Below are 14,750 nucleotides of genomic sequence, written 5' to 3'. Positions count from 1 at the left end.
TTTAATTGAGTTGTTGAGTAGTTTTTTGTCCGTCGCTGTCAATATGATAAGTACGCCGGTAAAAAGAAAAATAATTAAATATCTCTAGTAAATAGCTCTAACCCTAATTTTATTGAGGGCTGGAGCTATTTAAGTAGACAATCTCAATTTCAAAGTCAAGCACAAAGAGTATTTTAATTCTGAGTTATTACTTCTGAATTATGACTTCTAAATTCTGACTGCTCGATTACTAAATCTCTAGGTATTTCAGGATTAACAACTTTCGTGAGGTTTGTCGATATTTCCATAGTGGCGATTTGTGTTTTTAGCCAATTAGTAAATAACTCTCCTATGATTTGTAGCCGTCGCTGTTCATCCAATTGAGGTTTAATAATTTCCTCAACTGCAATTATATGTACTCCTTTGGGAGTGGTGATTGGTTTGAGAATTTGTGGAGGATTAGCAGCAAAGACCGCTGCTGCTATTTCTGGTCTAAAATCCTTGCGGAGACGTATTCCTTGATAGCCTCCAGCACGTCGTATTTCAATATTATCGATGTATTGGCGGGCGATTTCTTGGAAACTAATTTCGCCTTCTTGCAGAGCATAAAACAATTCTAGTGCTAAATCTTCGTCATCTAGGACGACTTCATAAGTTACTGCTCCGACGTAATCAATTTGGTGGGCGTAAAAAAATGCTTCGACTTTGTTTGCAAATAAATGATTTGCCAATTTGGTAGTTAATAACGTAGTTTCGACTATTTTTTCAAAGTCATCCACAGAAATATAATGTTTTTCAAACCACGCCCAGGTATCTTCTGCTTTTAAAAGTTGGTTGGCTAAACGGAGTTGATCTGCTGACTTTTGTAGTTCTTCTAAACCAACTTCGATACCTGCCTGTTTAGCTTCATCTTCAACAATTTTTCGACTGGCGATCGCCTCCAATATACTAGGTATTTGAAAAGACAGTTTAACATGGTCAAGAATATCCTCAGGAGAAACAGTCAATACCTTTGACATAATCTAATTCCTCCAAATATTAACCTAATTTAATAGGTAGATGGGATTGTAATTGCAACTCTATTAATTATAGCTTTACTATCTTTTTTAGATATATTTTTAGAGACTTTATTCTAAATAAAATCTCTAATTAATTTACTTGAAATATCAAATTTTCTTGATAATTTTAAGACTTTTTAGTTTGAACTAAGTAATTGAAAGTAATGCTTTAAGCTATATTAACAAACGTCAAACTAGAGTGTTTTATACCTGAGATTTTAATAGCAATACAGCCTTAAAATAATGTATTATTAAACCACAGAGGCACAGAGAACACAGAGATAAACGAAAATTACTGCTATTTTTTATGCACTATTTTAGTAGAAATATAAAAATGTAGGGTGCGTTACGCCGTAGGCTAACGCACCTTCAACAATTGAAGGTGCGGCGCTTGGTGGCAACACGCCCTACATTTGCATATTGATTAATTCCTAAAGCTCCAAACCGCCTTGTTGCAACTTTTTAAATGGATCTAAGATAAAGTCTATTATCCGACGTTGGCGAATAACTACCTCTGCGGTTGCTGTTTGGCCTGGTGTTATAGGAATACGTCTGTTGGCGGTTTGAATATAAGGCTGAGCTAGGGAGATTTCTAACTCATAGGTTTCCGTGTTACCTTGCTCGCTCCTCTGAACTTTTGAATCAGGTGAAATCCAATTGACGTGCCCTTGCACTACTCCATAGTCTTGGAAAGGATAGGCGTCAAATTTGACTTTAACTGGCATTCCTACCTTCAAAAAACCACTATCTTGGTTAGGTATCTGTGCTTTGAGAATTAAGGGAGTACCCTTGGGTGCAATTTGGGCAATTAATTGTCCCGGTTCTACTACTGAGCCTGGTTTTTGGATAGGCAATTCAAAAATTACACCATCAACAGGCGATCGCACTATTCGTTGTTGTAATTGTAGTTTTAAGGATGTAATCTGGCTACCAGTTTGAGCAATTTCTGATTGCACGTTAGTAATTTGGGTTTGTAAGTCTTTTAACTGTTCCTGATTTTTCAGTACCGCCAGTTTACCTGCTTGCACTAAACCGCGATAGCTACTTTGCTGTTCTTGCAGGCGAAGTTTGAAAAGTTGAATATCTGAATAAGCTTGACTCATTAGCGAGTGATAACGGTTGAGTTCTTCTTTTAACCGCAACTGGGCTTGGGTAATATCAGATTTTGCTTGTTCTTGCAGGCGTTGGCTTTCTTCTGCTATTTTTTCAAGTTCCACAAGTTTAGTTTGGGGAATTGCCCCCTCTTGCAAAAGCTGGCGATAACGTTCAACTTCTGTGGAATCTCGGCTTAAACGACTCTGAGCTAATTTCTGAGCAATTTGGGTAGAACTGATATTTTGACTAGCCTGTTCTACTAGAGCCAGTTTTTCCACTCGTTGTAAGTTATAAGTACTTTGTTTAGCATCAAGGTTTTGCTGTGCTTGGCTAATTTGGGCGATTTTTTCCAATTCTTGGGACTTATTTTGCTGTTCTTGGATATTTATCGTCAGTAAAATTTGATTTTTGAGAAGATCGAGTTGCGATCGCCGGTTTAACAAACCCTCTAGTTTTGTCTGCACCTGTTGTAGTTCCGCTCGCATCACATCAGACTCCAGCTGAACTAAAACCTGTCCTGCTTTTACCGTTGCGCCTTCCTTGACATTCACAGCCGTCACACTACCACTAACAGGACTATCCAATTGTTGCGTTGCTCCTTCAGGTTCCATCCGTCCTCTAGCACTTCCTGTCTCATCAACCTTAGAAAGCATCGCCCAAGGTATAACAATTGCAGCAAAGCCAACCAATAAATACAACAAGGAACGCGTCCAAACTCTTGGTAAAGCATCTAACAGTTCCTCAGTACCGTAAAACCAATCATTTATCTGAGATGTTTCCTGTGCTTGAGGATTGACACCAGCACTTTTATCCTCAGTTAGGTAAAATTTAGCGTCCTTTTCTATGGCGAACGCAGATGATGAATTATTAGATGAGTTTGGCATAGAAATTGGAAAGGGGGAATTAGGAGTTAGGAGTTAGGAGTTAGGAGTTAGGAGTTAAAAGTTGGGAGTTGAGAGTAAGGAGTTAAAAGTTGGGAGTTGAGAGTTAGGAGTTGGGAGTTGGGAGTTGAGAGTTAGGAGTTAAAAGTTGGGAGTTGGGAGTTGGGAGTTGGGAGTTTCAGCTGATTGTTCATGCAAAATTATGGCTTGCTGATTAACAAGATAAAATACTTTCATCCACATAAAAAGAGCATATTTAGCCTCTTTTTAAAAGCTTGTGGCGATGATTCATATTCCAATTCAGCAAAGGCAAAACCAAGACTTAAAATTCCTAACTCCTAACTCCTAACTCTTAATTCCTAACTCCTAACTTCTACCCCCCCCCTAACTCCTAACTCAAAAAAATCTTCAAGCTCTTTGCGACAACTGTTGCTGATTAAGATAGAAATAATGACCTTTTTTGGCGATTAATTGCTCGTGATTACCGCTTTCGACTAGAATTCCCCTGTCTAAAACTAAAATCTGGTCAGCATGACGCACGGTAGAAAGTCGATGAGCAATAATTAAACTTGTGCGTCCTTTAAGAATTTTTTTGAGGTTGTTCTGAATAATCCGTTCAGATTCAGCATCTAAGTGACTGGTTGCTTCATCTAATACTAAGAAAGAAGGATTTCCTAGCAAAGCACGAGCGATCGCTAGGCGTTGGCGTTGTCCACCAGATAACATACCACCACTTTCGCCAATTTGAGTTTCGTAACCCATTGGCATTTGCTGAATAAATTCATCTGCTCCTGCTAAAGTTGCTGCTTCAACTATTTCTTCTTGTGAGGCTTCTGGATGAGCAATGCTGATATTTTCACGAATTGTACCGCCAAATAAAAATGTATCTTGGTCAACAACACCAATTTGAGAACGCAGCGATCGCAAGGAAATATTAGTTACATCTTGAGCGTCAATCAGCACTTTACCATCTGTCGGCGGATATAGTCCCAAAATCAATTTTGAAAGTGTTGTTTTGCCAGAACCGCTACGCCCTACAACTGCAATAGTTTGTTCGGGTTTGATTTCAAAACTGAGATTTTCTAATACGTTAATATCGCTTTCTGGATGATACCGAAAAGTCACATTGTCAAAGATTACATGACCGCGTAAATTACTTAATGTCTGCCGATTTTGATATTGTAAATCTTCCTCTGGTTCTGCTTCTAAAACATCATTAATTCGTTCTGTGGAAATAATTACTTCTTGTAATTGGTTCCATAGTACAACAAGCCTTTGAAAAGGTCTAATAATGTTGCCTAGCAACATATTAAAAGCCACTAGTTGGCCTATGGTCAGTTGGTTTTGAATTACTTGCCACGCACCAAACCAAAGTAATCCTGTGGTTACTAGGGATTCGATCGCGGAACTGAAAATTTGTAGTTTATTACTAATTATCTGTCCGCTAAAAGTCTTTTTAATGACATTGTTTAGTAGTTCTTCCCAATGCCAGCGTACTGTTTGCTCAATTGCCATCGAACGAATTGACCGAATACCGCTAAGGGATTGAATTAAATAACTATTTTCGTTGGCTGAGGCATTAAAAACTTCGCGGCTGATGCGGCGCAAGAACGGTGTAGCTATGAGCGCCAATAATACAAACGGTGGTACAATTGCTAAGCATAATAATGCCATTTGCCAACTGTACCAAAACATCAATCCTACATAGATAAATACTGTTAATAAATCCAAGCCAATAGAAAGTGCTTCTCCAGTCAAAAATCGCTGAATTTTTTGATTTTCTTGAACGCGAGAAACAATATCACCTACATAACGAGACTCAAAAAAAGCTAAGGGCAAGCGAAAAGTGTGTTTAATAAAGCCTACTAATAGTGCTAGTCCCAAACGATTTGCTGTGTGATCTAATAGATATTGCCGCAGTCCAGTTATGGCAACGCGAAAAAAACTAAAAATTAGTAATCCTAAACCAACAGCGTTTAAAGTTAAGGTGCTACCTTGGACAATAACTCGGTCTAAAAGTAATTGAGTAAATAAGGGTGTCACAAGTCCCAATAATTGAATTAATACCGAAGCAATAAACACCTCTATCAAGACTTGGGAGTGGGGTTTTACTAAATCAAAAAACTGCCAAAATGGTGTAACTGCTTCGTCAGTTTCTCTAAGTAAAGCCGTGGGTTGTAATAACAAGGCATAACCAGTCCAACCCGTTTTAAATTCGCTATGAGTCAGGTTACGTTGACCAATGGCGGGGTCGCCAATAATCACATGCTTTTTATTAATTTCATAGACAACAACATAGTGCCTACCTTCCCAGTGAGCGATCGCTGGTAGGGGTTGTTGTGCTAATTTATCGAAGCTAGCTTTTACCGGACGGCTAGCAAAGCCGATACTTTCTGCGGCGGCTGTCAAACCTCGCATTGATGCGCCACTGCGGCTAATGTTAGTTAAATCTCGTATGCGGTTGACATTAAAACGCTTACCCCAATAGCGACTAATCATTACCAAGCAAGATGCACCACAGTCTGAAGCGCTTTGTTGTTCAAAGAACGGATATCGTTTAGTCAAACGTCCCAAAAAATGCCCAGCCCTCACCGTTGGACTAGGAAAGTACGCTCGTTGTCTATTTTGCTTTTGTTTCGGCTCAACTTTGGGGATTGGGTATTGGGGACTAGGCATTGGGGATTGGGAAGAATCTTCCCCAGTCCCTAGTCCCCGATCCCCAGTCGCCACTTCAACTTGACGTTCTTGAAAAGCTATTAATTCTGCTAATTGTGGCCAATGTTGTAGTGCTGTTTGCCAATCAGCATTGCTCAAACTATAAGCGATGGTTGGTTGAGTTATCTGCCAACTTAGATGTTTTGGATTTAGGTAGATGCTTCCAGGTGTTAATGTCCGCCCGCTAGAGTCTTGTATTTCTCCCCGATGGAGTAACCACAGGTGTTTATCTTTCATGAGGTTAGTCATCAGAGAACCACTTTCTAAAGTGTGACGATGAAATAGAGATAATGCTTTAAATATCTCCTCCACAGTTCCATTGAGATTAACTAAGGAATTACGGCAACATAAAAGAAGTAAATCCCAAGTTTCTGCACGTTTTAAAAGGCGATCGCCGATGCTAGCCGATGTCAAAATTACTTCTTCTAAAATCTCTCGTTTGATATAACAAAGCTTTAAATTAACTGAAGCTCTAGCAACATAAGGGCTGAATTTATGTTCTGAAAATAAAGTCAACTCGCCAAATGATGCTCCAGAAAAAAGGGTAGTAATTAAGTTATTAGAACTATCCAACAGCCTAACTTTACCACTCAAAACGATATAAATTCCTGCCGCGGCTGTATTTGCTTCCCAAAACTGTTTCGCCACCGGCGGTTCTATTATTTCCAATACTCTGATACATTTCTGAAGTTGTTCATCTGACAGCGGCTCACCTAAAGTTCGAGTCAGTTGTTCCGCTAAATATTGCTGAGAAAACGCTGATGACATTTTCTAACCTCCGAAACTGTATTTGGTCAATTTAATTCGTAATTCGTAATTCGTAATTCGTAATACTCGCAAAGCGGGTATTACGAATTATTAATTATTTAGAGAAATGACTAATGACAGTTTAGTTATTTGATTGAATTAGATTAAAAGACCAATGCCCACTAGCTTCAGGGTTAGATTGTAAATCAGAAATTGTAATGCCAGGATCTTTATTTTGATCGGTTTCTTGTGGCTGATTGTTTTTACGTTTAGTGGAAAGTCCCATTTGTTTTAGTAAACGGTTGATATGGCGATCGGTAATTTGAATACCAAATTCATTTGCTAAATGTTTGCTCAACCATTGCGCTGTCCAATAACTAAATGCATAGCCATATTCACGCGGACTATTACTGACTAATTCTTTCAAACGTTCCATGTAGCGATCGTTAACTGTTTTGGGCCTACCAATAGGACGCTCATTCCATTTGTGCGCCATACCCGCCTCTGCAATCCCAATCCAGTAACGCGCCATTTCCTGCGAACAGCCTAAAGTTTCACAAATTTGACTTTGAGATTTACCCATATCCGCCAGCAACATAATTTCAATTCGCCGACGATATTCTGCTTGTAAATTATTTTGCAAATTTTTCAGTAGTGCTTTCCGCTGAAAAGGCGTTAAAAACTTGCTTTCGTGCATATCATAGCTTTCAAAAGCATTGTCTTGGCCGGAATATTCTGACATAGTTTCTACCAATTGCCGTCAACTATCAAATGTGGGCAAATTTATCTTTTGCACCTGTTCTTAAACTCTGAAAAAAGAATAAAAGCTGCAAAAGTTCTTAGTCCTAAAAGGTTGATTAAATATTTTGCTGGTGTGCAATTAACGCTATCTATTACTCTCTATATGGTAAAATTAGAGAGATTTCTGCTTTTTTCTCAGATTTTAATACTTACAAATTGACGTTAATGGCCTTCACTTGGAAAAAATAAGTCCAAAACCTGAGACATATTACCTGAGTTTTTATTATGTCTATTCAGCCAAATTTTGCTTAGAGGCTGCACTCTTAAGCTGCGAAAGCAAGATAGCTTACAAATAGTAAACAGCCTTCACAAAATATGCTCTTAGACATAACTTTTACGTGCCTTGATAAAAAGCAGCCAACCAATTTTGGATTTTGAATTTTAGATTTGTCAGGCTCACAAAAGGCACAATTTACATCAAAAATCTAAAATTTCCACAATTAATGGTAAAACACTTAGAACCAGTAAACTCTTCACTGGTTAACGCCTAAAATTTGACAGACTTTCCTAAAGCCCAGTGCAATAATGGTGCTGGTTAAAACCATTCGCCCCTGGTTGATGGTAATAGGCAAACACTTTCGAGCCTTCGGGTAGCCCTTATTTTGATAATTTTACTAAGTTCTGCAATACAGTTGTGGAGGTTAACCTCTTAATAGTTTTGATTACCTACAAGATTTGGGATCTAGTTTGGTAAATTGAAACTTAAAAACATTCAAGGTCAGGTATGAGTACAAATCTATTTCTTACAGTAGCCTACAACGAGCTAATTTCTCATCAGCAGATAGTGATAGATTTGAACCTCTCTAAAATAAAAGCTTAATAAAAAAGTGACAGTTATTCAAGCTTTATTTTTATCCACTGCTATTTATTTAAAAATAATCCTACATTTAGTCAAGAGTTTTTACAAAAAATATGATATTTTTGTAAAAACTTGACAATAAATTTATATAAATTTCACAATTAATATGTCTCAAAAATAAATGGGCTTTCCTTAAATTTTTGTTCAAAAATAAGCTAAAATTTAATTTTTTTATCAATAAATCCTAAAAGTTATTTAACTTATTTTTTGCTAACAACTGGCTGCTAAAACTGCAATAGTTTCATAATTTTATAGCGAGTATACATCTGTCCATAGTAAGAAAACTATGTAAATTACTATCTACCATATTTGGTATTTCTGTATCTACCTTGAGAATGAAAATAATTTAGGGGTGCAAAACATTACAGAGAACTAATTCACCATTAATACAGTAATTACATACGCTTGGTTACGTGTTGAGACTAGGTGTAAAAGAAGAACAGTTAGTGGATAGTGATAGTGACTCCTTTCCCAATACTTGTCGGGTTTTGGGGTAAAGGGGAAAGAAAAAACCTTTACCCTTTACCCTTTTCCCTTTTCCCCAAACCAAATTCCGAGTTCAAAATGCAAAACCCCAGCAGTATTACCCCGATACCCTAGTAAAACCCACACTAACCAGTACTCAGGCTGTAAACAAAATTATCTTCTTCATTATCAGGAAATCACTCAGGACAATTTGTAGTAACAACTAGAAACTAAATCAGGAACCGAAACCTCTGGAATCTCCAGGGGTTTTTTCTTTAATAAATGCTTATATGTGTATGAGCAAAGTCATCCATATATTTTGAAGATTTGTTAAGCAGGCGAACGCCAACAACAAGCCGTAGCGTATTTAAGCGATAAAGCAGCAAAAATAGTCACAACCCCCTAGTCAACTGGAGTAAGCTAAATTTAGGTTTGAGCTACTGGGAGTGGAGATGATGTTGTTGGAACTAAAGCGCATCCATGTTCCACCGGGACAAAGAGTGCTACTGCAAGATGTAACCTGGCAGGAATTGGAAACAATTCTAGAGGAATTAGGCGAACACCGTGCAGCCCGAATTGCTTATGACAAGGGAATATTGGAGATTATGGCACCGCTGCCAGAACATCAATATGACAAAGAAATTATTAGCGATTTAGTCAAAGCACTGTTGGAAGAACTAAATACTGAGTTCATCACTCTTGGTTCTACAACTTTCAAAAACCAGGCAATGGCTCAAGGTATAGAACCCGATCAGTGTTTCTATATAAAAAATGAATTAAAGGTTCGCGGCAAGAAGCGGCTAGATTTAACAGTAGACCCGCCTCCAGATTTAGCTTTAGAAATTGACATTACTTCTCGGACTCATCCCAATATTTATCAAGCACTAAAAGTGCCCGAACTTTGGCGTTTTGAACAAGGAAAGCTCAAAATTAATATTTTGCAACATGGCCATTATGTAGAGTCTGTGCAAAGCTTAAACTTTCCTTCATTCCCACTAACCGAGGCAATTCCCCAATATCTTGAGCAAAGCTTAACAGCAGGCAGAAATGCAACACTTAAAGCTTTTCGTGCTTGGGTAAAAAGGCAGATATAGTAGGGAGCAGGCAACTTGTACTGAGCGACTTGTACTGAGCGTAGTCGAAGTAAGTCGAAGTATAGGCAATAGGTATTCAAAATATAAAAAATAGGGCAGCAACTGATGTGCTACCCCATAAATCACCTGTATTCTCTTCTACAAAAGTTTCAGGTTATAAACCCACGTTAATTAGTAATGATTCAAGTTAATACCAGCTTCTTTTGCCATTGCTTCTATCCCTTTGGTTTCTAGGGATTTGATTGCTTTAGTAGAAAGCTTTAATTTCACCCAGCGATTTCCGCTTGGCCACCAAACACGCTTTACTTGTAGATTAGCGTACTGAAGGCGTTTATTACGGCGGTGGGAGTGGGAAACAGAATAAGCGTTATTTGCCTTCTTACCAGTTAATTCACAGCGACGAGACATAGCAACTATCTCCAGATTGTTATTTTAATACAGCCTTTCCATTTTAGGACTTAGACAACAGAAGTGGAGAAGGGAATGGGGAGATGGGGGACCTGGATTTCTCACAAGTGAGAAATCCAGGGGTGTGGGGGGTGTGGGAGGTGTGGGAGGATGGGGAAGAAATCTTTCCTCCCACACTCCCCTCTCTCCCCACACTCCCCACACCTTCCACCTATGCGTGAGAAATTCGGGGGGACGCGGGGACGCGGAGAATAACCAATGCCCAATGCCCCATGCCCCATGCCCAACTACTTACTAGCTTGTTCTGTCAGCTTAGTAAGTACTTCATTCGATCGCTCAACAAAAGATTTCATTCCGTCAGCGTCGAAGCCTTTTTGCGACATCAGCGCTAAATCGTAGACGTGTTGGCAAATCATTTTGACTAACTGGTCTGTAGGCGATTGACCATCACCTTGAATGATATTACCTTGGCTCAGATGCGCCAGATTTTGAATCAGTGGATGAGCTGTATTCACCAGTAAAATGTGGTCTTCAGGAAAATCTACTGTCTGCTGTGCCATCATGGCGTTCATTTCCCGCAAGCGGCGGAGAATTTCTGGTAAAAGCACCATCGCCGGTGGTGTTCCTTGGGGATCGTCTGATTTTAAGGCTTCGGTGCGGATGTTGACTTTAGGTTTATTGAGGGATTTCTCGAATAACTCTTTGATGGTCTCGCTGCGGGTTTTATTAGTTTTGGGATCGACAATTTCCTGAGCTTTGTCTTGTTCCAGCAGAGTATTGTCTAAGTCGGAGTCTACCCGCGTAAACTTCACATCATTGTATTCCCGCTCTAGGAAATTAATGAAGTGGGTATCGATGAAGGAGTCCATAAACAGGACTTCCAAGCCTTGATTTTTGTGTAATTCTATGTACGTAGCTTGGCTTGCTTCATCGGTGCTGTAGAAAACCCGATTTTCGTGGCGTTCTTTGTTGCGTTCTAAGTATTCTTTCAGCGTGGTGTAAGGACTGGTGGATGCTGAGTTTTCTGAAGCAGGAGTGACATCTTGCCAAGCATCGCCTTCGGCAGATTGGACTTCAACTGCTGGAGTTTCGGCAGCAGGTTTTTCTGCTAGCTTGGCTGTGGTGCGAAAGATGATGATGTCTTCGATTTGTTTTTTGAATTTTTCGTCGTTGAGGGCGCCGAATTTCACAAACGTGCCGAGGTCTTTCCAGACACTAGCGTATTGTTCGCGGTTGTCGCGGAAAAGTTCTTTGAGGCGATCGCCAACTTTTTTAGCAATGTAATCGCCAATTCGCTTGACAGTGCGATCGCCTTGCAATGCACTCCGGGATACGTTCAACGGAATATCGGTGCTATCAATCACACCCCGCATCGGCATCAAAAATTGCGGGATAATTTCTTCGCAGTTGTCGCTAACAAAAACTTGGTTGCAAAATAGCTTGATCTGTCCTTTAGTAACATCTACATCCGGTCTCATTTTAGGAAAATATAAAATCCCGTTGATGATAAACGGATAGTCAGTATTGAGATGTACCCACAAGAGTGGTTCTTCTTGGAAAGGATACAGATAGCGGTAAAACTCTAAATAATCTTCCTTAGTCAGGTTACTTGGAGACTCTCGCCAAGGTGCTTTTTGCCTATTTAATACTTCTCCGTCCAGCTTAATTGGTACTGGCATGAAGTCGCAGTAGGTCTTGACAAGATTTTGAATCCGTGCTGATTCGAGAAATTCTTCCTCTTCTCCTTGCAAACTCAGAGTAATAGTGGTGCCGCGAGTTGTCCGGGATGAATCTTCTAGAGTGAATGCTGGAGAACCATCACAACTCCAGTGAACCGCCTGCGCTCCTTCTTGGTAAGAAAGGGTATCAATTTCTACCTTTTGCGCCACCATGAACGACGAGTAAAAGCCAAGACCGAAATGACCGATGATTGGTTGATCGGATTTGCCTTGATACTTATGAATAAATTCTTCAGCGCTAGAAAAGGCGACTTGATTGATATATTTCTTAACTTCATCGGCGGTCATGCCGATACCGTTATCGGAGATAGAGAGGGTCTTGTTATTTTTGTCAATGGCAATTACGATTTCTGGTTCGCCTATGTCTCCGGTGTAATCTCCGGCGCGGGATACCATTTTCAGCTTTTGGATGGCGTCTACAGCGTTAGATACCAGTTCCCGCAAGAAGATTTGGTGATCTGAGTAGAGGGACTTCTTAATGATCGGGAAAATATTCTCAGTATGAATACTGATAGTGCCTTGTTCTAACATGATTAGTAAACTTTGATGTTAGTATTCTGAAATGATGATATCGCCCTCTGCTTTCAGGGATAAACCCGGAGAATACATGAGAGCATGATACCAATTAGGATTTTAAAAGCATAACTTAAGCGATCGCTGCCTTGCTTGAGCGTTGTTTGCCCCCATCTGATGATTCGGATTTCCCTACCCCCGACTTCTAATTTCCCAAGGCATCAAGAGTGCTGAGTTAGGAGGCAAGAAGCAGGAGGCAGGAGGCAGAAGTTCTTTAATGCAAGAATTTTGAATTGATTTGTCTTTCTCATCTCCCCATCTTCTCACTCTCTAAATACTGTGAGAATTTTTTTCTAATACCAAAAAATAATGGTATGGATAGGTGGGATCGATATATTCTTGTTTGACAGTTAACCCAGCTTTCGCAACAGAATCTAAAATCCGCTTCTTGGGATATCCTTTAAGACCCATTTCCCAGAAATGCTCGTCACAAACTGGCGTTGTACTCCAGAATTTTGGCACATTCAGTAATAAATGCCTTGGTCTACCTGAAAACGAAGTTTTGATTTGCAATGATAAATATTGAGTGCAATAAGGAATTGAAATCACCAAAAATTTCTTTGTTGCAATGGCAAGTTTTTTTAGGGCTTGTTCTGACTGTTCATAGGGGAAGTGTTCCAGCACTTGAAACAAAACGATCGCATCAAATTTATCTTTTGGCAAAGAAAAATCTGTGGTCAGATCCAAAATCATGTCTGGCTTAAGATTGGGGTCAACATCAGCAGTACTAACGTTGTATCCATTGTTTTTTAAGAGGTCTGTTAATAGCGAGTTAAAAATTCCAATTTCCAAAACATTTTTTACCTGATTACCCAGCGAAAAAATTAGACGCAACTGGTGGTGGTAACTAATCAGCCGATTTTTTGATAAATATTCGGAATTTCTAATATCTAAGGAGGTGATGAGTTGCATAGATAATGCTTACCTAAACTGATGGAGTGAAAAATGCAGTGAGCATACAACTACAGGATTCCCAGAAAAATAGCGAAAATAACAGCACTATGATTTTGAGCGAAATAGTTCTATAGCCATAAAAGCTTGTACAACAATTACTTAGGATTGCAACATATACTAGTAACGTATTTTTCACTAAAATCAAGGTACATAACGATTCTTCTTTGGATACCATAGATGGTGTGGTAGTACGGCTGGCTATACTAGCTTACAAAAGCAAACTAATTTGCCTGTCTAAGTTTCACCCACCTCATAGGAATTTCCAGATTGTTCGCAAAGAAACTACTGGATAGCTTTTGTTTTGGAAAGGTTTCCAGAGAAGTGTTTCAAATTTCGTGAAAAATTCAGTTTAGCTATCAGTAATATCTATCGTTGTACGAGTATAAGAAAAATGAGGTTTACAGACTGGGCGACTAGAGTAATGTTCATCTCGCTGATGTTCGCCGCTCTAATTATAGTGCTGCTGATTGGACGAGGGGTGCAAGTAGAAAATAATACAATTACATCTAATACATCAAAACCAGAGGTTACAGCCTGGAGTCAATATCCGCAGGCGCAATTGCAATCAGCCAAAGAACCAAAACAGAAATCTCAGCGTATTCTCAAATCCCCAGTCAAGATAAATCAGCCTGTAGCTAGGTACGTAACCACTCAAGCTTTTGCACAGTACAGACCTAATTATCAAATTGTCTCAGTTGACCCAAGTAACTACGGTGAACGTTACACCACAGACGTTCATGGAAAACCTCTCAACAACCAACCAATTATCGTCATCCATGAAACTGGTTATTCTGCTTCCAGCGCGATTAATTTTTTTCAAGTCCCTCATACTGATGAAAATGTACAAGCAAGTTACCACGCTTTAATTAAGTTAGATGGGACAGTGGTTTATTTAGTACCGCCAGACAAACGAGCTTTTGGTGCCGGTAACTCAGTATTTGAGGGTTCAGAGGGTTTGGAAACTGTGCAGACTAATCCAAATTTGCCTCCGTCTGTGAATAATTTTGCTTATCACGTTTCTTTAGAAACACCACCAGATAGTTATGACAGTGGTAGCGCACAAACCCATAGTGGCTATACCGAAGCTCAATATCATTCTCTTGCTTGGTTAATTGCTCAAAGTCAAGTTCCAGAAGATCGCATCACTACTCACAAACTAGTAGACCGTTCGAGTAAAAAAGTTGACCCCATTAATTTTGATGGGAACAAGTTTTTAAAGTTACTGAGTCTTTACCGTCAGGTCAGACCTATTTATAGATAAATTAAGCTCATCTCATACCAATTTAATATGAAGCTGCATAGAATAGAGCTTCCAGGATAAAGTTGTAAGAAGAGACTGAAATTACCTGCTCAAATGAAAGTTGGTCGAATATTTCTTGGAT

The 14,750-nt window shown here is 39.2% G+C and carries 10 protein-coding genes; 3 read left to right on the top strand and 7 right to left on the bottom strand.

Features of this window, described 5'->3' with window-relative positions; genetic code table 11:
- Positions 1–173: 173 nt before the first annotated feature.
- The 4 genes from H6H03_RS15010 to H6H03_RS14995 form a co-directional block, all read right to left on the bottom strand.
- Complete coding sequence (locus H6H03_RS15010) at positions 174–998, bottom strand: peptidylprolyl isomerase (RefSeq protein WP_190955896.1); 825 nt, start codon at positions 996–998, stop codon at positions 174–176.
- A 470-nt stretch (positions 999–1,468) separates the two neighbouring features.
- Positions 1,469–3,016: an HlyD family efflux transporter periplasmic adaptor subunit gene (locus H6H03_RS15005; protein WP_190955895.1), complete on the bottom strand. Its 1,548-nt coding sequence runs from the start codon at positions 3,014–3,016 to the stop codon at positions 1,469–1,471.
- Positions 3,017–3,421: 405 nt separating this feature from the next.
- Entirely contained in the window at positions 3,422–6,496 is a 3,075-nt protein-coding gene (locus H6H03_RS15000; RefSeq protein ID WP_190955894.1) for a peptidase domain-containing ABC transporter, read from the bottom strand.
- Between the two features lie 121 nt (positions 6,497–6,617).
- The gene (locus H6H03_RS14995; protein ID WP_190955893.1) at positions 6,618–7,217 is read right to left on the bottom strand and encodes a helix-turn-helix domain-containing protein; all 600 of its coding nucleotides are present in this window, start codon (positions 7,215–7,217) and stop codon (positions 6,618–6,620) included.
- A gap of 1,838 nt (positions 7,218–9,055) precedes the next feature.
- Between H6H03_RS14995 and H6H03_RS14990 the strand changes: the two genes are divergently transcribed.
- The gene (locus tag H6H03_RS14990; protein ID WP_190956051.1) at positions 9,056–9,694 is read left to right on the top strand and encodes a Uma2 family endonuclease; all 639 of its coding nucleotides are present in this window, start codon (positions 9,056–9,058) and stop codon (positions 9,692–9,694) included.
- 171 nt (positions 9,695–9,865) lie between these two features.
- On the opposite strand, the gene rpmB is transcribed toward H6H03_RS14990, so the two are convergent.
- Positions 9,866–10,102, bottom strand: a complete 237-nt coding sequence (gene rpmB / locus H6H03_RS14985) for a 50S ribosomal protein L28 (protein WP_190955892.1) — start codon at positions 10,100–10,102, stop codon at positions 9,866–9,868.
- A 124-nt stretch (positions 10,103–10,226) separates the two neighbouring features.
- Here rpmB and H6H03_RS14980 point away from each other — a divergent pair, with 124 nt between their 5' ends.
- On the top strand, positions 10,227–10,400 hold the full coding sequence (locus tag H6H03_RS14980) for a hypothetical protein (RefSeq protein WP_190955891.1): 174 nt from the start codon (positions 10,227–10,229) through the stop codon (positions 10,398–10,400).
- Here H6H03_RS14980 and htpG read toward each other — a convergent pair.
- Together htpG and H6H03_RS14970 are read right to left on the bottom strand one after the other, a co-directional pair.
- Entirely contained in the window at positions 10,390–12,372 is a 1,983-nt protein-coding gene (gene htpG / locus H6H03_RS14975) for a molecular chaperone HtpG (protein ID WP_190955890.1), read from the bottom strand. The two genes, H6H03_RS14980 and htpG, sit on opposite strands and share 11 nt — an antisense overlap.
- A 312-nt stretch (positions 12,373–12,684) precedes the next feature.
- On the bottom strand, positions 12,685–13,326 hold the full coding sequence (locus tag H6H03_RS14970) for a class I SAM-dependent methyltransferase (protein WP_190955889.1): 642 nt from the start codon (positions 13,324–13,326) through the stop codon (positions 12,685–12,687).
- A 433-nt stretch (positions 13,327–13,759) separates the two neighbouring features.
- Here H6H03_RS14970 and H6H03_RS14965 point away from each other — a divergent pair, with 433 nt between their 5' ends.
- Complete coding sequence (locus tag H6H03_RS14965; protein ID WP_190955888.1) at positions 13,760–14,629, top strand: N-acetylmuramoyl-L-alanine amidase; 870 nt, start codon at positions 13,760–13,762, stop codon at positions 14,627–14,629.
- Positions 14,630–14,750: the final 121 nt, after the last annotated feature.

The sequence above is a fragment of the Nostoc paludosum FACHB-159 genome (genome assembly GCF_014698835.1).
Classification (GTDB): domain Bacteria; phylum Cyanobacteriota; class Cyanobacteriia; order Cyanobacteriales; family Nostocaceae; genus Nostoc; species Nostoc paludosum.
This window is presented reverse-complemented; position numbering and strand designations above follow the sequence as displayed.